Source organism: Aquabacterium sp., from assembly GCF_036273115.1.
GTDB lineage: Bacteria > Pseudomonadota > Gammaproteobacteria > Burkholderiales > Burkholderiaceae_C > Aquabacterium.
Window position 1 is genome coordinate 116347 of the sequence record NZ_DASUIN010000028.1, and the last position, 20281, is coordinate 136627.

At 58.9% G+C, this 20281-nt stretch carries 18 protein-coding genes; 8 read left to right on the forward strand and 10 right to left on the reverse strand.

Annotation, left to right across the window (positions count from 1 at the left end):
• Positions 1–33: 33 nt before the first annotated feature.
• On the reverse strand, positions 34–1920 hold the full coding sequence (gene aceK / locus VFW72_RS12515; RefSeq protein WP_329674627.1) for a bifunctional isocitrate dehydrogenase kinase/phosphatase: 1887 nt from the start codon (positions 1918–1920) through the stop codon (positions 34–36).
• Between the two features lie 31 nt (positions 1921–1951).
• Positions 1952–2623, reverse strand: coding sequence for a carbonate dehydratase (gene can, locus VFW72_RS12520; protein ID WP_329674628.1), 672 nt, complete (start codon positions 2621–2623; stop codon positions 1952–1954).
• 75 nt (positions 2624–2698) lie between these two features.
• On the opposite strand from can, the gene VFW72_RS12525 reads away from it, so the two are divergent.
• Positions 2699–3760: an MBL fold metallo-hydrolase gene (locus VFW72_RS12525; RefSeq protein WP_329674629.1), complete on the forward strand. Its 1062-nt coding sequence runs from the start codon at positions 2699–2701 to the stop codon at positions 3758–3760.
• 1 nt (position 3761) lies between these two features.
• Here VFW72_RS12525 and VFW72_RS12530 read toward each other — a convergent pair whose 3' ends face one another.
• The 6 genes from VFW72_RS12530 to VFW72_RS12555 are packed head-to-tail and all read right to left on the reverse strand — an operon-like array spanning position 3762 to position 10910.
• Positions 3762–4664, reverse strand: coding sequence for a SprT family zinc-dependent metalloprotease (locus VFW72_RS12530; protein ID WP_329674630.1), 903 nt, complete (start codon positions 4662–4664; stop codon positions 3762–3764).
• A gap of 2 nt (positions 4665–4666) precedes the next feature.
• On the reverse strand, positions 4667–5275 hold the full coding sequence (gene gmhB, locus VFW72_RS12535; RefSeq protein WP_329674631.1) for a D-glycero-beta-D-manno-heptose 1,7-bisphosphate 7-phosphatase: 609 nt from the start codon (positions 5273–5275) through the stop codon (positions 4667–4669).
• 31 nt (positions 5276–5306) lie between these two features.
• Positions 5307–7478 carry a glycine--tRNA ligase subunit beta gene (glyS, locus tag VFW72_RS12540; RefSeq protein WP_329674632.1) on the reverse strand — a complete coding sequence of 724 codons (2172 nt, stop codon included), beginning with the start codon at positions 7476–7478 and terminating at the stop codon, positions 5307–5309.
• Between the two features lie 2 nt (positions 7479–7480).
• Positions 7481–8401: a glycine--tRNA ligase subunit alpha gene (glyQ, locus tag VFW72_RS12545; protein WP_329674633.1), complete on the reverse strand. Its 921-nt coding sequence runs from the start codon at positions 8399–8401 to the stop codon at positions 7481–7483.
• 35 nt (positions 8402–8436) lie between these two features.
• Positions 8437–9993: an apolipoprotein N-acyltransferase gene (gene lnt / locus VFW72_RS12550; protein WP_329674634.1), complete on the reverse strand. Its 1557-nt coding sequence runs from the start codon at positions 9991–9993 to the stop codon at positions 8437–8439.
• A 20-nt stretch (positions 9994–10013) separates the two neighbouring features.
• Positions 10014–10910 carry an HlyC/CorC family transporter gene (locus tag VFW72_RS12555; protein WP_329674635.1) on the reverse strand — a complete coding sequence of 299 codons (897 nt, stop codon included), beginning with the start codon at positions 10908–10910 and terminating at the stop codon, positions 10014–10016.
• A gap of 103 nt (positions 10911–11013) precedes the next feature.
• Between VFW72_RS12555 and VFW72_RS12560 the strand changes: the two genes are divergently transcribed.
• The 5 genes from VFW72_RS12560 to hslU all read left to right on the forward strand — a co-directional run bounded on the left by VFW72_RS12560 (position 11014) and on the right by hslU (position 16757).
• A complete protein-coding gene (locus VFW72_RS12560) occupies positions 11014–12057 on the forward strand; it encodes a GTP-binding protein (protein ID WP_329674636.1) in 1044 nt (347 codons plus the stop codon).
• Positions 12058–12245: 188 nt separating this feature from the next.
• Positions 12246–12953, forward strand: a complete 708-nt coding sequence (gene dksA, locus VFW72_RS12565; protein ID WP_329674637.1) for an RNA polymerase-binding protein DksA — start codon at positions 12246–12248, stop codon at positions 12951–12953.
• Positions 12954–13004: 51 nt separating this feature from the next.
• Entirely contained in the window at positions 13005–14801 is a 1797-nt protein-coding gene (locus tag VFW72_RS12570) for a hypothetical protein (protein ID WP_329674638.1), read from the forward strand.
• Between the two features lie 76 nt (positions 14802–14877).
• Complete coding sequence (gene hslV, locus VFW72_RS12575; protein ID WP_329674639.1) at positions 14878–15426, forward strand: ATP-dependent protease subunit HslV; 549 nt, start codon at positions 14878–14880, stop codon at positions 15424–15426.
• Positions 15423–16757 carry an ATP-dependent protease ATPase subunit HslU gene (hslU, locus tag VFW72_RS12580; protein WP_329674640.1) on the forward strand — a complete coding sequence of 445 codons (1335 nt, stop codon included), beginning with the start codon at positions 15423–15425 and terminating at the stop codon, positions 16755–16757. The genes hslV and hslU overlap by 4 nt, the downstream gene beginning before the upstream one ends.
• Here the strand turns inward: hslU and VFW72_RS12585 are convergent.
• Positions 16747–17520 carry a type III pantothenate kinase gene (locus VFW72_RS12585; RefSeq protein WP_329674641.1) on the reverse strand — a complete coding sequence of 258 codons (774 nt, stop codon included), beginning with the start codon at positions 17518–17520 and terminating at the stop codon, positions 16747–16749. The genes hslU and VFW72_RS12585 overlap by 11 nt on opposite strands.
• Positions 17521–17724: 204 nt before the next feature.
• Here VFW72_RS12585 and VFW72_RS12590 point away from each other — a divergent pair, with 204 nt between their 5' ends.
• Together VFW72_RS12590 and VFW72_RS12595 are read left to right on the forward strand one after the other, a co-directional pair.
• Positions 17725–18303, forward strand: coding sequence for a chalcone isomerase family protein (locus VFW72_RS12590; RefSeq protein WP_329674642.1), 579 nt, complete (start codon positions 17725–17727; stop codon positions 18301–18303).
• Between the two features lie 157 nt (positions 18304–18460).
• Positions 18461–19330 carry an HDOD domain-containing protein gene (locus tag VFW72_RS12595; RefSeq protein ID WP_329674643.1) on the forward strand — a complete coding sequence of 290 codons (870 nt, stop codon included), beginning with the start codon at positions 18461–18463 and terminating at the stop codon, positions 19328–19330.
• Here VFW72_RS12595 and VFW72_RS12600 read toward each other — a convergent pair.
• Positions 19324–20280, reverse strand: coding sequence for a S49 family peptidase (locus VFW72_RS12600; RefSeq protein ID WP_329674644.1), 957 nt, complete (start codon positions 20278–20280; stop codon positions 19324–19326). The genes VFW72_RS12595 and VFW72_RS12600 overlap by 7 nt on opposite strands.
• Position 20281 lies beyond the last annotated feature (1 nt).

Here is a 20281-nt window from a genome sequence, read left to right on the forward strand (position 1 = left end):
CGGGTCGCCTTTTTCTATTCGAGCACGGAAGGACTAGTCGGATGAGGTTCCGCCCGTGGCAAAGCCACTCAAGACGCCTTGGTCGTGGATTTCTGCACCGACAGGACGAACATCAACCGGCTCCTCCACGGGAGCCACATCGGCATTGGATTCCACTGCCAACTTGTCCTTCTGAATCAGGTGAATGAAACGACGGGAGCGGTCGTAAGGAAAGACATCGTGCACGTAACCCGCCTTGATCCGTTCCTTGTGCTGTTGCCAGAAATCAGCTTCAAGCAAGTCGGCATGGTGTTCCATGAAGATCTTGCGCACACGTGGATCGCCCAGAAGGAATGGCCCAAAGGTTTCCGGAAAAACGTCGTGCGGCCCGACGGAATACCAAACCTCCCCGGACATCTCGTCTTCCTCGTTGCGAGGCGCGGGCACCTTGCGGAAATTGCAGTCGGTCACGTATTCGATTTCGTCGTAATCGTAGAAAACGACCTTACCGTTACGCGTTACACCAAAGTTCTTCCACAGCATGTCGCCCGGGAAGATGTTGGCCGCAACCAGATCCTTGAGCGCATTGCCATACTCGATGACTGCGTGCTCTAGTGCCTCGCCTTCGGCCTCCTGAATGTAAATGTTCAGCGGCACCATGCGACGCTCGATGTAGAGGTGCTTGATGATGAGGGCGTCGCCCTCCTCTTCGATGACGCTGGGCGCGAATTTTCGCAACTCTTCAATCAACTCATCGTCAAAGCGATGCCGGGGGAACGCGACGTTCGTGAACTCAAGCGAGTCGGCCATGCGCCCCACCCGGTCGTGCTGCTTCACCAACTGGTATTTGCTCATGATCATCGCCCGCGTGGTTTCCTTCTGGGGCGGGAAGTAATCCTTGATGACCTTGAACACGAACGGGTAAGACGGCAGATCAAACACCAGCATGACCATGCCCTTGATACCGGGGGCGATGCGGAATTTGTCGCTGGAGTGACTGAGGTGAAACAGGAAGTCGCGGTAGAACAGGTTCTTGCCGTGCTTTTGCAACCCCAAGGCACTATAGAGTTCTGCGCGCGGCTTGCGGGGCATCAGGCTGCGCAGGAACTGCACATAGGCTGACGGCACCTTCATGTCGACCATGAAGTAGGCTCGCGCAAAACTGAACAGCGCCAACAGGTCATCTTCACCGAACAACGCCGCATCGATGTAGAGGCGGTTGCGGGAATTATGAAGAATCGGGATCGCAAATGGCAGACTGCGGAAGCCATTGATGACCTTGCCAACAATGTAAGCCCCCTTGTTTCGGAAGAACAGAGACGACAGAACCTGAATCTGGAAATTGGTTCTCAGCCGAACATTGCCAACCTGCTCTTGCAGTGCGTCATACACAAAGCCGATGTCGCGATCGAGATCCTCAAAATCGATCTGCAGGCCGAAGTTCTGAACCATCGTCTTGAGCACTTCCCGCAAGTTCTCCTTGGTCGGGTAGTACGCAATGAAGGTAGCCTTGCCGTCCGCCTCGTCTTCAATGTATTCGGTCGATACCGCCGGACGCACGAAGATGAAGTCGTTCTGGTAGTACTTGCGATGCAAGATCTTGATGGTGACCGAGTTGAAGAACGTTTCGGCCAACTCTGGTTGGTGATGCCCGGTCAGCAAGCCAATGTAGAAAAGCTTGATCTGATGCCAGACCTCCATGGGCAGTGCACTGGCCTGATAGTCTCGCTCGAGACGCTCCACGGCTTCATCGACACGAAGGTCGTAGAACTCGATCCGTGCGCGCTGGGCCAGTTGCTGTCCATGCCAGTCGGCCGCTTCAAAGCGGCGCTGCGCCTGGGCGCTGGTTTCGCGAAAGATCTTGTAGTGCTTGTCAAAGCCGTCCTGCAAAGCGCGGGCAATTTCGAAGACACGTGGATCGGTTAGCTGTTGAGGAAACATGGTTCTACCTGTTGTGACCTATTGAGGATGCTCAAGCCCGTCCGTTGCGCTCGGCATAGCGCGCATGCAGATTGGCCAGAGCCTCGGCGTAAGCCCCTGCCAGAGCATCCGGCGATTTCACCGACATACGCAAATCGTTGATGAGACCGTTATGCAAGCCGTATACCCAGCCATGAACCACCACCTCCTGCCCACGAGCCCAGGCATCTTGCACCACCGTGGTCTGGCACACGTTCAGGCTTTGTTCCAGCACATTCAACTCGCATAAAGCATCCAGCCGCAAGGGCCCATCAGGCAAGCTGTAAAGCCATTCGCGATGCTGGTTTCGCACATCTTGCACATGTCGCAACCAGTTGTCAGCTATGCCTATGCGCTGGTTCTGCATGGCAGCCGCCACACCGCTGCAACCATAATGCCCGACGACCATGATGTGTTTGACCTGAAGCGAATCAATCGCAAACTCCATCACCGAGAGGCAGTTCAAATCAGAATGCACGACCACGTTGGCCACGTTTCGGTGCACGAACAGTTCACCGGGCAGCAAACCAACAATTTCGTTGGCAGGCACTCGACTGTCACTGCAGCCAATCCAGAGGTATTGGGGCGACTGCTGTTGCAACAGGCGACTGAAAAATCCAGGGGTACGCGCCTCAATGTCACGCGCCCACTCTCGGTTTTTCTCAAACAGGGTATCGAGCTTCATGACACACAGTGTAACGAGCCCTGTGCCTCTGCATGGCGGGCACAATGACTGCCTGACGGCACTAACCGAGTGAAGATGGCTATCGAGCTGCATTACCCCTGGCAAGACGCGCTACCCGCGACTGGCGACCGAATGACTCTGCGCCCCGGCATCCAATGGGTTCGTATGCCCTTGCCGTTCGCACTCAACCACATCAATCTGTGGATGCTGGACGACCGGCAGGAGGAGCAAACAGGCTGGTGCGTGGTCGACGCTGGTGTCGCCACCGAGACCATTCGCCATGCCTGGCAACGTCTTCTCGCCCCGAAGGCTTCCACAAGGCCATTGTTGCGCATTGTGGTCACCCACATGCACCCAGACCACATTGGCAACGCCCAGTGGTTGATCGAGCAATTCAGCCGCGCAAAGCACCCCGCCCGCTTGTGGATGAGCGCCACCGATCATCTGGCCGCCCAGCTGGCCTGCCAGGAAACCACAGGCTATGGCGGCGAACATGCTGTGCGGTTCTTTGCTGCGCATGGGCTGTCTGACCGAGACTCCCTGGAGAAAATCCGGCAACGCAACGGGTACTACGCATCCATGGTGCCGTCGGTGCCTCGCATTTACGCCCGACTGATGGATGGAATGACGGTGCGCATTGGGGAACGCGAGTGGCGTTGCCTGGCTGGATATGGGCACTCACCCGAGCACATCTCGCTCTTTGACGAGTCAGACCACACCTTGATTTCCGGGGACATGTTGCTGCCGCGCATTTCCACCAACATCAGCGTCATCAACAGCGAGCCCGAGGCTGACCCGCTCGGTCTGTTCCTGACATCGATCAAACGACTCAAAGCCCTGCCAGCCGACACATTGGTTCTCCCCTCCCACGGCTTGCCCTTCGTCGGCATCCATGCTCGCGTGGATCAATTGCTCGCACACCACGCAGCGCGACTGGAAGACATTCGCCAAGCATGCCTCCAGGCTCCTCAGACTGCCGCAGACTTGTTGCCAGTCCTCTTCAACCGGGCACTGGACCTGCACCAGACTACCTTCGCGATGGGTGAGGCAGTGGCACACCTCAACCACCTCTGGCTGACGGGCGAGTTGAGCCGACACGAAGATAACGGTGTCTGGCGATTCAGCGCCCGACGTTGAATCAATCAGGAATGGTGACGTGCTTGAGTTGTTCGCGCATGTCGGCGTACTCAGGCATGACGGAGCGAACCACATCCCAGAAACGCGGGCTGTGGTTCATTTCCCGTAAATGCGCCAATTCATGGGCGACCACGTAGTCGATGATGCTGACACTGAAGTGCACCAGTCGCCAATGGAGTCGGATGGAGCCATCGGCGCTGGCACTGCCCCAGCGGGTACGAGCAGACGACAAACTGATCTTGTTGACCTTGACCTGCAACTGTTGCGCGAAGTGTTGCACACGCTCGTGATAGACACGGCGCGCCTCTCTTTGAAGCCACGACTGGACAGCATCACGGATTTGCTCTGTGGTGGCATGCTGCGGCAGGCCCAGATGAAGCGCCTGGCGCACCATGCCCGGCAAGGTCGACTCCCCCGCCTTCAATTGGGCCCCTGACACCCGGGGATCCAGCACGAGAACCAGTTGCTCCCCCAGGAAGGGCACAAGGGCACCTTCCTTCCATTCAATTCGCGAGGCCTCGAGCTTTTGTGCTCGCTCACGCTGGTCAACCAGCTTGGCGCAAATCCAGCGCTCCTTGCTTCGCAAGGCAGTTTCGATGTCCGACCAAGAGGCCCATTTCGGTGCACGCACACTGAGCCCATCGACCGTCACCACCATGCCAATGCTACGACGCCGGGCGCGCTTGAACTCGTACGCGACCAGCGCCTGCCCAAACCTGATTTCGTGCTGTGCTTGCGGGTGACGAAACGCCGCCCTGGGCGACTCGGCACGGACCGACTCGGCCAGAAGGGTGGCTTGAAGCCTCGACTGGGGCACATCGGACAGGGCCACGTCGCCCATGGACGACGTGTCGTCCCAGGGCAAACCCAACTGCAGATCAGAATCAGACTGCGATTGATCCATGCTCAGGTGATTTCGCCCATGTGTGTCGCAACCGGGCTGTCTTCGCCGATGTCGCGGCGCCCCCGAAGAATCAGAAAATCAGCGAAAGCCGACAGGTCCGGATGGATCGTCAGGTCTGGTACTCGCTGACGCAATTCGACCAATTCGGCATCTTGCATTGTGGCCGCCTGCCCTGTGCGCACAAGGTGGGGCTCGCACCCCACAGATTGCGCCGCCAACACGTCGCGCGGCAGGTCCCCTACCATCGGCACCCCTGCCAGCGAGACTCCGAAACGCTGGCCAATGGCCTGAAAGAGCCCAGGCAAAGGCTTACGACACGTGCACTGGTCCTCTGGCGTATGAGGGCAAAAAAACACCGCTTCGACACGCCCACCGACGCGAGCCAGCATCTGGTTCATCTTGGCATGCATGGCATTGAGCGCCACCATGTCAAACAACCCCCGGCCAATGCCGGATTGATTGGTCGCCACCACCACATGCCAACCCGCATGGTTGAGACGAGCAATGGCCTCCAGCGCCCCGGGCAGCGGCACCCACTCGTCGCTGGACTTGATGTAGTCCTCGCGCTCGTGGTTGATGGTGCCGTCGCGATCGAGGATGACCAGTTTCATGCCCTCTCCGGATGAACGTGCGGAATACAGATCAAGCCGCCAATCTGGAAATATCTGCAACCTGATTCATGGCCTGATGCAGCGTCGCCAACAAGCCCAGGCGGTTGGCCTTCAAGGCAGGATCATCCGCATTCACCATGACGCTGTCAAAGAATGCATCGACCGGTGCCTTCAGCACAGCGAGGGCCTGCAGCGACGCAGTGTAGTCACCCTGCTCGAAGGCCTGTTGGGCCTGGGGTGCAGCAGCCTGCAGAGCTTCATAGAGCGACACTTCGGCAGCCTCTTTGAGCAAACTGGTGTCCACCCGAGCCTCGACCGCAGTATCGGCCTTTTTCAGGATATTGCCCACGCGCTTGTTGGCTGCAGCCAGCGAAGCAGCCTCAGGAAGTGCGGCAAATGCACGCACGGCTGCCAAGCGGCGTGGCACCTCGCCCAAGCGAGACGGTTGCAGCGCGAGAACAGCGTCAACTTCCTGCGCGCTATAGCCCTGCTCACGCAAGGACACGGCCAAACGGTCAGAGAAGAAGCTCAGCAGGTGCTCGGCCGGGTTGCTGATGAGCTCACCAAACGCGGGCAGAACAGCCTCGATCAGGGCCGGCAAGTCGAGCGGCAGGTTCTTTTCCACCAGAATGCGAATCACCCCCAAAGCATGGCGACGCAATGCGAAGGGATCCTTGTCGCCTGTGGGGAGTTGCCCAATTCCGAACAAGCCCACCAGCGTCTCGAGCTTATCAGCCAGAGCCACGACTTCGCCGGTGTGATTACGCGGCAGAGAATCGCCCGCGAAACGGGGTTTGTAATGGTCTTCAATCGCAATGGCCACGCCGTCGCGCAAGCCTTCATGACGGGCATAGTAGCCGCCCATGATGCCCTGTAGTTCAGGGAACTCGCCAACCATGTCAGTCAGCAGGTCGGTTTTGGCCAACCGAGCCGCTTCCTGGGCCTTGCTGTCGAGCACATCGAAATGATCTTTGTCGTCAACCGTGTAGGGCACAGTGCCCAGACGCAGTTGGTTGACGATGGTGTGCGCAATCGCGCGCACACGCTCGGCGCGCTCGCCCTGAGTACCGAGCTTGCCGTGATACACCACCTTACCCAACCCCGAGACACGAGACTCCAACGTCTTCTTGCGGTCTTGATCGAAGAAGAATTTCGCATCGGCCAGACGTGGACGCACGACCCGCTCATTGCCTTCAATGATGGCGCTGGGATCGACAGGTTGGATGTTGCTAACCACCAGGAACTGGTTGGTCAACTTACCCGACGCATCCAGCAGCGGGAAGTACTTCTGATTGGCCTTCATGGTCAGAATCAGGCACTCTTGAGGCACTTCCAGGAAGGCTGCCTCGAAACGCCCGATCAGCACGTTGGGGCGCTCGACCAAGGCGGTCACTTCATCGAGCAGCGCATCGTCATCGATGGGCTTGAGATCGTGACCAGCACGGCCAGCAGCAGCTGCCAGTTGTTCGGCAATTTCCTGACGACGCTGGCTGAAGCTGGCAATGACAGCCCCCTCTTCCAGCAATTGCGCCGCGTAGCCATCGGCATGGCGAAGCACGACCGGCGACACCTTGGCCTCGAAGCGATGGCCTTGTGTCTCGCGGCCCGATTTCAGGCCCAGCGCCGAAATGGGCACAACCTGGTCACCATGCAACGCAACCAAACCGTGAGCGGGACGCACGAAATTCACACTGGTCCAACCAGGCTGGAAGCCTTCACCGTCACCTTGTTCCAACTGATAGGTCATGACCTTGGGAATCGGCAGCTTGGCCAAAGACTCGTCGAGCGCCTTCTGCAGGCCTTCGGCCAATGTGGCGCCCGGCTTCACGCTGTCGAGGAACAAGGCCTCGGCCTTGCCATCTGGGGCGCGCTTGAGTTGAGGCACCACCTCGGGGCCGACGCCAAGAGCCGACAGTTTTTTCAGCAATGCGGGGGTGGGCTGGCCATTGGCGTCCAAAGCCACAGTCACAGGCATCAACTTCTGCTGGATGGCCTGGTCAGCCGCTTTGGTCGCCACACCAGTCACGTGCACAGCCAAGCGCCGTGGAGACGCAAAAGGCGTAACGGCGGCATCCGCACCAGCCAGCCCTTGGGCTTTCAGGCTGTCAGCCAATGCGCCCGCAAAGGACTCGCCCAACTTCTTCAGCGCCTTGGGCGGCAATTCTTCAACAAACAGTTCTACGAGGAGATTGGCGGTGCTCATGTTCAGGCAGCCTTCTTGTTATTGAGTTGTTCGATGACCTCATCAGCCCAGGCCTTTGGCGCCATGGGGAAGCCCAAACGAGCCCGGCTGTCGAGATAGCTGGCTGCCACGCTGCGCGCGAGGTTACGAATGCGACCGATGTAGGCTGCACGCTCGGTCACCGAAATAGCACCACGGGCGTCGAGCAAATTGAAAGTGTGGGCAGCCTTGAGCACCTGCTCGTAGGCAGGCAAAGCCAATTGCTGCTCCATCAAGTACTTGGCTTGCGTTTCATAGTTGGTGAACGCGCCCAGCAGGAACTCGACGTTGCTGTGCTCGAAGTTGTAGGTCGACTGCTCCACCTCGTTCTGGTGGAAGACATCGCCGTACTTCACACCAGGGGCGTAAACCAGGTCGTACACGCTTTCCACACCCTGCAGGTACATGGCCAGACGCTCCAGACCATAGGTGATCTCGCCGGTGATGGGCTTGCAGTCAATGCCGCCGACTTGCTGGAAGTACGTGAACTGGGTGACTTCCATGCCATTGAGCCAAACCTCCCAGCCCAGCCCCCAGGCACCCAGCGTCGGGTTTTCCCAATCGTCTTCCACAAAGCGGATGTCGTTCTTCTTCAGATCGAAACCCAGGGCCTCCAGGGAGCCCAGATACAGCTCCAGAATGTTGGCGGGAGCCGGCTTCAATACCACCTGGTACTGGTAATAGTGCTGCAAACGATTCGGGTTCTCGCCGTAGCGGCCATCCTTGGGTCGACGGCTGGGCTGCACATAGGCGGCCTTCCAGGGCTCTGGGCCCAGCGCGCGCAGGAAAGTAGCCGTGTGACTGGTACCTGCCCCCACTTCCATGTCATAGGGTTGCAGCAGAGCGCAGCCCTGGGCATCCCAGTAGCTTTGCAAACGCAAGATCAGTTGCTGGAAAGTCAGCATGTTGTTGCCTTTGTTGTATTGCTCGCGCCGTTTTTTTACCGACGCAAAACACCGATTCTATTAAATGGGACGGCCATCAGGAGAGCCAATGCGACCAAGGGCCACAAACCCAGGCGCCCCGCCCACCAGGCGTAGGCCGTCACCCCCGAAAAGCCCTGCACCGCCCCCACCAACACACCGCGCTGGTTGGACGCGAGCTGATGTGTCACACGACCGTCCGCATCAACAATCATGGTGGCCCCCGTGTTGGTGGCCCGAATGGTGGGAATCTGGAATTCCAGAGAGCGCATACGGGCGATCTGGTGGTGCTGGAAAATGGCCAACTCCTCGCCAAACCAAGCCAGATTGCTCACGTTCGCCAGAATCGTGGGAGCCTTGGCGGAATCCGTGAAGCGTGCCGCAATTTCCTCGCCGTACAAGTCTTCGTAGCAGATGGTGGGCGCCACCCTCTGGCCTTTCACGGGAAAAGAATCAGGCGCCAACGGCCCTCGGGAGAAGTCACCCAAAGGAATGTTCATCAACTGCACAAACCAGTGGAACCCAAAGGGAATGAACTCGCCAAAAGGAACCAGATGGTGTTTGTCGTATTGATAGTAGCCCTGCGGCAGCTTGGCTGCCGAAGCCGACAAACCAACCACCGAGTTGGTGTAGCCATGCTCGAAACTGCCCAGCGGAACGCCAAACAAGGCGTGCTTGTCTCCGCGACGAAAGCCGTTGAGCAAGCCTGCCCAGTAATCCTCGGGTAGCTGGGAAGGCAAGAGCGGCACAGCCGTCTCTGGCGCCACGACCAGATCGGCCGAAGAAGCCAGCAACTCACGTCCGTGCCACAGCAACATCGGCACTTGCAACTCGGGGACGAATTTTTCGTCTTGCGGAACGTTGCCTTGCAGCAAGCTCACGGTCAAGGGCTGCTCAAACGGCTTGGTAAACGCCCATAGAGGACGCTCCGGTTGATACGACACCGAGGCAAGCAGCAATGAGGCCGAAAGCACAGCAAGTGCGCCCTGCTTGGTACGCCATAGCAACACAACGCACGCCACAGCCCAGGCCCAGACCGCCCCCACGCCATAGACGCCAAGCCATGGCGCCAGCCAACGCCACGACACGTCCACCAGACCGTAGCCGCTCGCTGCCCAAGGAAACCCGGTCAAGACCATGGCACGGGCCAGTTCAGCCAAAAGCCACAATGCCCCAAAAGACAAGGCATCACGCCACCAGATCTGTCTACGCCAACGCGCCCAGCAAGCAACAGCCAGAGCCAGGTAAACCGACAAAAACAGCGACAGCAGCAAGACGGATAACGCCGCCAACCACGACGGCAAACCGCCAAATCGATGCAAGCTGACATAAGTCCAACCCGTTCCGCCGACGAGCCACATGCCTCCATAGAGCCAGGCCAACCACGCAGCCTGCCCTGGCCGCGTCACAACGGACAAGACCCAAAGCAAGGTCAGCAAACCGGCGGTTTGCATCCACGCCGACAACGGGGCCCACAATTGCGCAGTCCAGGGAGTCAGGGCCACAGCGTGCAGTGCACCCGCAGCCAAGACCACCCAGTGCTTGCCGCCATCCAGCCTGTAACGCAACCTCATGCTCGATCAACAGGCCGGCATCACGACTCAGCGGCGTCGGATGCCGCCGCCCGAGTCACTTTGAACCAACGAACCGCCCCACCGCGGCCGAGCATGACTGTGAGGGTCAAGCCCCCCACATCCACCGACTCTCCACGCCGAGGCACGCGCCCCAATTCGTGCGCGACCAAACCGCCAATGGTGTCAAAGTCTTCGGTCGGCAATTGGGCACCGAAGGCATCGTTGACATCGTCAATCGTGGCGTCGCCGGCCACTCGCTTGCTTCCATCGGCCAACGTGAAGATGCTGGACTGGGCGTCTTCTGCATCGAACTCATCTTCGATTTCACCCACGATTTCTTCCAGCACGTCCTCGATGGTCAGAAGACCGGCCGTCTTGCCAAACTCGTCGATCACGATAGCCAGGTGACTTCGATTCGAACGAAATTCCCGCAGCATTTGATTCAGCCCCTTGGATTCGGGCACAAACTCGGGGGCGCGCAGAAGGGTCCGCAAATTCAGTTCAGGCGCGCGCTGCAGCTTGAGCAAATCTTTGGCCAGCAAAATACCAATGATGTTGTCGCGGGTGCCTTCGAAAACTGGAAACCGGGAATGGCCAGTATTGATCACCTGCTGAAGAATCTGCTCGTACGGCGCGTCAATATCAAGCATGTCCATGCGCTTGACGGCCACCATCACATCGCCGGCGGTCATATCGGCCATACGAATGACGCCCTCCAGCATCACTCGGGATTCGGGTTCAATCAACTCCCGATGTTCAGCCTCAGCCAGGGTTTCAATGAGCTCGTCTGTCGAATCGGGGCCGGGCGAAAGAAATTCAACCACTCGTTCAAACAGACTGCGCTGATCACGCTCACGCGCAGACGCGGCACCGGGTTTATCGGTCGGCTTGGGGCGACTAGGGGAAGGTTCGGACACAGCAGGGGTGCCTTGGTTACGATGCCCCAAGAATACCCCATACCCATGTCAATTCCGTCACACCGCCCCTCGACGCCCGCGTTTACGGGGCTACACTCAACATATGAGCCAGATTCCAGTCACCATCCTTACCGGATTCCTGGGCAGCGGCAAAACCACCCTGCTCAAGCGTGTCCTGACAGAAGCCCACGGTCAGAAAATTGCCGTGATCGAAAACGAGTTCGGTGAAGAAAACATCGACAACGACATCCTCGTTGCCGACACCGAAGAGCAGATCATTCAGATGAGCAACGGCTGCGTCTGTTGCACGATCCGCGAAGACCTGCGAGAAACGTTGGCCGACTTGGCCAAGCAAAAGCGCGCGGGCACGCTCACCTTTGATCGCGTCATCATCGAAACCACCGGCGTAGCCGATCCAGGCCCTGTGGCCCAGACGTTCTTCATGGACGACGAAATCGCCGAGCTGTACCTGCTCGACGCCATCGTCACTCTGGTCGACGCCAAGCACGCCGACAAGCAACTCGATGATCGTCAGGAAGCTCGCCGTCAAGTCGGCTTTGCCGACCAGATCTTCATCAGCAAGACCGATCTGGTTACGCCTGCCGAGGCGGATGCACTGGCGCATCGACTCAAGCACATGAACCCTCGCGCCCCTCAAAAGCGGGTTCACTTTGGTGAAGTACCACTGCAAGAGGTGCTGGATCTGAAGGGATTCAACCTCAACGCCAAGCTCGATATCGACCCCGATTTCCTGAACGAAGGTGGCCACCATCACGATCACCATCATGATTGCGGACACGATCACGCGCACGGCGATCACTGCGACCACCCGCATCATCACGCTCACGACGACGACGTGAAGTCATTTGTCTTCAAGTCAAACCGTCCGTTTAACGCCACAAAGCTGGAAGATTTCCTGGGCTCGATCGTTCAGATCTACGGCCCCAAAATGCTGCGTTACAAAGGCGTTTTGTATGTCTCAGGCATGGACCGCAAGGTCGTGTTCCAAGGTGTTCACCAGTTGATGGGCAGTGACGTTGGCCCGAAATGGGCCGCTGGCGAAACCAAGAACAGCAAGATGGTGTTCATCGGCATTGACTTGCCACAGGACCTGTTCAAAGCTGGACTGGAACAATGTTTGGGGTGAAACCAATGGTTACCCCGGAGCCTCGCGCCTGAAAATTTCCCGCAAGCGTGGCTACAATCCGCGCGCTTCTGGGATCAGGGCGAGAGCTCTCCCCCGAATTTCAAGAACAGAATCTGGAAGGACGGCGATGGTGCAGTTTCAGGCCATGCGTCAACATATCGACAACCTGTCTGTGGATCTCGCATTGAATGAAGGAGGATCCTGTGACCAAGTCTCCGACCCTCGCCAAAGCCACCGCCTCCGCGGCGAAAACTGCCAAGCCGGCTACCAAAAAGGTAAGCACCTCAACCAGTTCCCCCGCTGAATCCCGCAAGCCTGCGTCTGCGAAGACTCAAGCTTCCGCCAAGACTGCCGAAGCTGTCGTATCAGCCAAATCAGCGGCACCAGCACGATCGTCGTCTCCCATCAGTAAACAAGACAACATGCCTACCCCCGCAACCAAGGTTGACCCCAAACTCGCCAACGCCTGGAAGACCAAGTCTGGTCGCGAATTGACCGAGGCTGAACTGCTGGCCATGCCAGAGGCCGAGTACATGAACGAGAAGCAGCTGGATTTTTTCCGCGCGCAACTCGAGGCTCAAAAGGAAGACTTGCTGTCCAACGCGGGCGAAACCACCGAACACCTGCGTGAAGACACCTCGATCGTGCCCGACCCGGCCGATCGCGCCACCATCGAAGAAGAGCACGCGCTTGAGTTGCGCACGCGCGACCGCGAGCGCAAACTGCTCAAGAAGATCTCACAAGCCCTGGCTCGCATCGACTCTGGCGAGTACGGCTTTTGCGACGAAACCGGCGAGCCCATTGGCCTGGGTCGCCTCATTGCTCGCCCCACGGCGACCCTGTCGCTGGAAGCGCAGCAACGCCGTGAGCTGAAGCAAAAGATGTTTGGCGATTGATTCAACCGCTGAGGACAAACGTTTGACCTTTACCCTCCGCCCCCAGGAATCATGAGCAAGGACTCTGGCAGCTTTTTGCGCAAAGTGGTGAGATTCGTCGCCAATCCGACCACGGATTGGACCGAATTGGATGCCCCTGCGTCGGAAGATGACCGCGAAAGCGAATACGCCAAGAGTGAAATCAAGGCCATGATCGAGCGCAAGCGGCGCAATGACTTCGTGCGCAAGCGTGAACTCGACATGCTCCGTAAGATTCGCCGTGAGGGGCTGAGTCAAGACAACGCCTTGCTGCTGGGTTCCGCCTCGCGGCTGGACCCAGACTCGCGCCCCCAAAATGGCGCACGCTCCGACATCGCGGTCAAGGCCAAGATCGACGAGATTGAAATGCAGATGGTGGGCGATCCTGCCGCTCGCTTGATGCGCCCGCCTGCGGCAGTGGTTTCCGGTCATGGCCGACTGACCGAATTGAAACAACCCAAGCCGACCGTGTCACCGGTAGCCCCGACCCAACCGTCGGTTCTGCCTTCGGCCATGGACTCGATCCCCCGGGTCACGCAATCGGTCAACGAACCGCTTGATTTTGATCTGGCCGCTCAACCGGCCCCGACGTCTGTCCCCGCCCCCCCCGCCGAAGCACCTGTAGCCGCCCCCATGGCTGCTCCATCGGGTTTCCTGAACCCTCACGCTTTTGACGTGGCGGAGGTGGTACATGATCCGGAGTTGGACGAGGCCGTGATTGCGTTTGCCAACGCCGATTTCGACCTGTGCGAACGCTGCCTGCTGGACTTGGTGAACCCCGGTGGCCCGCGCCATGATCAAACCGAGACCTGGATGGTCCTGTTTGACTTCTACCGTTCTCTGGACCTGCCCGAGCCGTTCGAGAACCTGGCCGTGTCGTTCGTCCACAAATTTGGCCTGTCGGCACCTCAGTGGTATTCACTGCCACAACGCGTAGCTGATCATCTCGCAGCGAAGGCAGCGGCGAGCCCCGCCAGCCCCGAAGCGGAGCAACCTGCCGCGGCCCCGGCCGTCGAAACGCAAGAAGATGAAGGCCAGACCGTCAAGACGCTGGAGGGATGGATCTCCCCTCGCCTGCTTGATACGGAAGCCGTTTCGCAGCTTCGGGTGGAAATCCTGCAAATGCCCCGCCCATGGACCATGGACTGGAGTGACGTCGTCCGCGTCAGCCCCGAGGGCGCTGCCGGTTTGACCCAACTGATGCAGCAATGGGCCAAGGAAAAGCAGGACATCAACTGGATCGGCGTCGAGAATTTGCTCAACATTCTGGCCGACACCGCCCCAACCGGCGTTCGTGATGCCGACCCAGCCTGCTGGATGCTGCGGCTGGAAATGCTTCGCCTTTGCAATCGCCCAACCGACTTTGACGAAGTCGCGATTGACTACTGCGTCACTTACGAGCTGTCGCCCCCTTCGTGGGAAGCCGCTCAGGCGCGTGTCCGCGTCCTCGACGACTCCGTTAGCCCCCTCTCACGGCCACTGTCTCATGTCAGTGAAATCTCGACCAGCTTTGTGGAATCACAAATGCACAACGAGATCGAGTTCGTGCAAGTGGCGTCGCTTGAGTTGTCAGGCCAATTGATCGGCGACATTGGCAACACCCTGAACGAGCTGGACAGCCAGTTGGGTGAAAGCGTCTCGCTGGACATTGACTGCACCTATTTGCTTCGGGTCGACTTCATCGCTGCAGGCGACCTCCTCAACTGGGTCCTGGCACGCCGCGCCGAGGATCGTGGGGTGAACTTCATCAATCCCCACCGCTTGGTCGCCTTGTTCTTTGGTGCCATGGGCATCAATGAGCACGCCCGCGTCAAACTCCAGTTGGTTTAAAGGGGCTTGAAACCCCGCTGCCAGCCCTCATCTGGCAGCAAACTCAACTGCGCCCCGCCTTCAGCGGGCCCCTTACATGGACTCATACCACGGCACGACGATCGTCAGCGTTCGTCGGCAAACGCCCACCGGCTGGGAAGTCGCCATGGGCGGCGACGGCCAGGTCACCCTGGGCCACATCGTTGTCAAAGCCAGTGCCCGCAAAGTACGCAAGCTCTACCGAGAACAGGTACTGGCCGGCTTCGCTGGCGCAACCGCAGACGCGTTTACGCTGTTCGAGCGGTTTGAGGCAAAGCTTGAAAAACACCAGGGCCACCTGGCCCGAGCAGCCGTTGAACTGACTCGAGACTGGCGCACCGATCGTGTGCTGCGCCGCCTGGAGGCGATGCTGGCGGTGGCCGACCGCGAAACCTCACTCATCATCACCGGCAATGGCGACGTTCTTGAACCCGAGCACGGCATCATCGCCATTGGCTCGGGTGGCGCCTATGCTCAGGCGGCCGCACGCGCGCTTCACGCCAACACCACGCTGACTGCGGCCGAAATGGTCAAAAAATCGCTGGAGATCGCTGGCGATCTGTGCATTTACACCAATCAGAACCACCTCATCGAGACCCTGTCATGAGCATGACTCCCCAGGAAATCGTCAGCGAACTGGATCAACACATCATCGGCCAGAAGCAGGCCAAGCGAGCCGTCGCCATTGCCTTGCGCAATCGCTGGCGCCGCCAGCAAGTTGATGCGCAATTGCGCGGCGAAATCACGCCCAAAAACATCTTGATGATTGGCCCGACCGGCGTAGGCAAAACCGAAATTGCCCGCCGCTTGGCCAAGTTGGCTGACGCACCGTTCATCAAGGTCGAAGCCACCAAGTTCACGGAAGTCGGCTACGTGGGCAAAGACGTCGACACCATCATCCGCGATCTGGTCGAGTCGGCCATCAAACAGGAACGCACGCGGCAAATGAAACTGCAGCGAGCCAAGGCGGAAGATGCGGCAGAAGAGCGCCTGCTCGACGTGCTGGTCCCCCCTCCGCGCAGTGAATTCGGCCTCGCCCCGTCTGCCAGCGCCAGCGACAGCACCGCTCGCCAAGTCATGCGCAAGCGCTTGCGTGAAGGCTCACTGGACGACAAGGAAATCGAGATCGACTTGGCCGAGAACCGCTCGCCTGCGGTAGAAATTCTGAGCCCAGCCGGCATGGAAGACATGGCCGAACAATTGCGTGGCATGTTCTCGCAAATGGGACAGAACCAGCGCAAAACCCGCAAGGTCACGGTCGCAGACGCACGCACCCAACTCATCGAGGAAGAGTCTGCCAAACTGCTCAACGAAGACGACGTTCGCACCCGCGCACTGGAACGCGCCGAACAGAACGGCATCGTGTTCATTGACGAAATTGACAAGGTGGCGAGCCGCTCCGAGGGACAAACTGCAGAGGTGTCTCGCCAAGGCGTTCAGCGCGATCTGTTGCCCTTGGTCGAGGGCACCACGGTCAGTACCAAATACGGCATGGTCAAGACAGATCACATTCTGTTCATTGCCTCGGGTGCCTTCCACCTCAACAAGCCGAGCGACCTGATTCCAGAATTGCAGGGGCGCTTCCCCATTCGGGTGGAGTTGTCGTCGCTCTCTGTGGACGACTTCGAGGCCATTCTGACCCAGCCTACAGCCAGCCTGATCAAGCAATACCAGGCCCTTCTGTCCGCAGAGGGCGTGACCTTGAGCTTCACGCCCGACGCCATCAAGCGCCTGGCACAGATCGCCTACGAAGTAAACGAACGCACTGAAAACATCGGTGCTCGCCGCCTGTCGACTGTGATGGAGCGACTACTGGAGGAGTTGTCCTTCAACGCCCCTAATCTCAGTGGCCAGACTCACGAGGTCGACGCGGCTGAGGTGGATCGTCGCCTGGCCGAGTTGGCTCACAACGAAGACCTCTCCCGCTTCATTCTGTGACAGCAGACTCGGCCAGCGTCAGAAGCCCTTCGAAAATCAGGTTTTCAACGATGCTGCCGGGCAACTCTTCTACGTGAGACAGCCTTGAGACGGCGCCGCCAGACATGATCAACATCGGCTGGCGGCCCGTTTTCTTGGCCAGACGCCGCAGACTGCGCTCAATCGCACCGGCAATGGCATCGGTGCCCCCACTCATCAGTGCATCACTGGTGTTTGTAGGGAAATCGCGCACCTCACCCGTCGGCACCTTCAGGCCCGCTGTACCGCTTTCGAGTGCGCGATACATCAAACCGAATCCGGGCATGATCAAGCCCCCCAGGAAGCGACCATCCTGATCGACAGCGTCGACTGTGACCGCCGTTCCGACCATCACAGCCAAAACCGGTGGAGGGTTGCCGGGCTGGCTCGAGATGGCGCGCTGACGTGCCCCGATGATGGCCGCCCAACGGTCTGAACCCAGACGTTGTGGATGCTCGTAGCCGTTGATCACACCGCCTGCCTGAGCCCCCGAAACCAACCAGCGCGGCTTCAAGCCCCAGACCGACAACTGCTCCTCGACCCGACGCTTGATGACCTCACCCGCTACCACGCAACCCAGCATGGCCTGAGGTCGAGGCAAATCTTTCCAAGCCGTGTCCCAGAGGTGATCGATGTCCTCCAACACCACGGCCCCATGTGCCATCAAGGCAGCGCCAGGTGAGGCTTTTTCGTAGAGACCCCACTTCAGGCGGGTATTGCCAATATCGATGACGAGGAATGCCATGCAGTGCTCTTTCTAACGGTTCCGTGATTCTGCCTGCAAGCGAGCACTCAAACGCGGGATTCGTTGCCTTTCCGCCCCTCAAGCGGAGGGCTTCCCCTAGGGTTGCCCCAATTGGAGAAGGCGATTTTTGCGCTATGGTCGTCAACTCGAAGCAGGTAGCCACGTTAATAAACCTGCCATTCCCCTTTTTTCGGAGAGAAAGCAATGAAATCGTTCGCACGCTCGTTGATCCTGGCCGCCGCTGTCGCTGCCATGCCCGCCCTGGCCGCCGTTCAAGTCAAGAGCGCCAAATTTGAAGACAACCTGCAAGTGGCTGGCCAGAACCTGGTCCTCAACGGCGCAGGCGTTCGCGTCAAGATCATCGTTGACGTGTACGCTGCTGGCCTGTATCTGCCTAGCAAGGTGTCCTCCGAAGGCAAGGCACTGAACACCGCTGGCGCCAAGAGCATGCAGATCGTTTTGCTGCGCGAACTGACCGGCGAGAAGTTCGCTGAGGCCATGATCGACGGCTTCAAGGCCAACAACAGCGACGCTGACATCGCCAAGTTCCAACCCAAGCTGGACCAACTGCGCAACCTGATGCTGACCTTCGGTACCGTCAAGGAAGGCACCGTGATCCACATGACCAGCGTGCCTGGCGTCGGTCTGCGCGTGTCGGTGAATGGCCAACAAAAAGGCAGCGAGATCTCCGGCGACGACTTCTACAAGGCCATGCTGAAGATCTGGCTGGGCGAGAAGCCTGTTGACTCCGACCTGAAGTCGGCTCTGCTGGGCGGCAACTGATCGCCGCGAGCTTGAACTGTGGCCAACTTGACACGATTTATCGTGAAAAGTTGGCCCTCTTCATGCAGCAAAGCACAAACCGCGGGTGCGCCCTGATTTGTCACATCGCGGTTTGTGCCGATAAACAGATCATGACAGGCGCACCACATTGCAGCCCATGATCGACGAACCACTTTCATCGTTACGAGCCTGGACCCAGGCGTTTTCTGACGCTGAAATTCCCGTGCTGCCCGGCTCTGTCGCCGAAATGGCCCAACTTCATGCGATTGAAGAGGCCAACGGATCAGTTGATGCCCACACCTTGGCAGACAGTTTCGGCAATGACCCATTGATGACCCTGAAGGTCTTGGTGCATGTCTCTCGGATGTGCATGCGCCAGAGCATCGAGCCCCCAGAAGCACTGGTCGGGGCGATCGTGATGCAGGGGGTCGGGCCGTTCTTCAAAGCTTTTGCCAGCACCCCCGACGTGCTTTCTTGGCTGCGCCCCTACCCTGAGGCTCTCAGCGGCTTATTGAAAGTCATCACGCGTGCGCGGCGGGCATCCAACTTTGCGCTGCGGTTTGCCGTGCACCGCCAAGATGAAGACGTGATGGTCATGCAAGAGGCCGCCCTGTTGCACGACTTCGCCGAAATGCTGTTGTGGTGCCATGCCCCCAAGCTGGCCACGGAAATGGCACGGCGCCAGAAAGCAGATTTCCATATTCGCTCAGCCGACATCCAGAACGAGGTCTTGGGCATCGAGCTGGTCGACCTCGGACAATCTCTGATGCAACACTGGCACCTGCCCGAGTTGCTTCGCCAAACCACCGATGACCACAACGCCCACCACCCCAAGGTGCGCACCGTGATGTTGGCGGTTCGTCTCGCCCGTCACACGCAATACGGCTGGCAGGACCCCCATGCCTTGGCCGCACTGCCAGATGACATCGCGGACATCGCGCAATTGTTGACGCTGTCCAACGACGCCGCTCGACGCCTCGTAGAAGGGCTGGATAACGTCCAGCCCTCGGTGAAGCCTATTCAGTGAATCGAAGCGGATGAGCGTGCGGCACGAACCGCACCGGCGCCAATTGCCGCCCCAAATCGCTTGGCAAGACGCTCTGCGAGGTTTTCCTTCAGGGTGTAATCCACAATGTCTTCGGCCTTGACGATGTCACGGGCCACCTGATCGAGGCTGCCCAGGCCATCAGCCAGACCCAACTCAACCGCGTTCTGGCCATTCCAGAACAACCCGGAGAAGGTCTCGGGTGTTTCCTTCAAGCGCTTGCCTCGACCTGCGCGCACCACCTGGATGAACTGTTGATGGATTTGATCCAGCATGGACTGGGCAAAGCCATCCTGCCTGGGATTCCGGGGAGAGAACGGGTCGAGCATGCCTTTGTTTTCGCCTGCGGTCATCAACCGACGTTCGATACCAAGCTTGTCCATGATGCCCACGAAGCCGAAGCTGTCCATCAGCACCCCAATGGAACCGACCAACGAAGCCTTGTCGACATAGATCTGGTCCGCCGAAACCGCGATGTAGTAGGCCGCTGAGGCACACATTTCCTCACACACGGCGTAGACCTTCTTTTTATGCAGCGCCTTCAGGCGCCGAACCTCGTCGTTGACCAACCCTGCCTGAACCGGGCTACCGCCCGGCGAATTGATCCGCAGCACAACGGCACGCGCGCCCGCATCCTCAAATGCGCTGCGCAATGCTGTCATCAAGCTGTCGGCGCTGGCATCGGTTTCCGCAGCAATTTCCCCGCGAATTTCGACCAACGCAGTGTGAGGCTTCACAGGTGCCGTGGCGGAAGGCACGCTCTCGATGGTCGCCCAGATCATGCTGGCCGCAACCAGCAACCAGACCGAGCGCCAGAACCAACGCCAACGCTGCTCCCGGCGCTGCTGGTCCAGGTAGGCCCGCGCGAATTGGCTCAACAATGCATTTTGCGTCGCAGACAGGTCGACGGATTTGGAATCTTGATCGCTCATC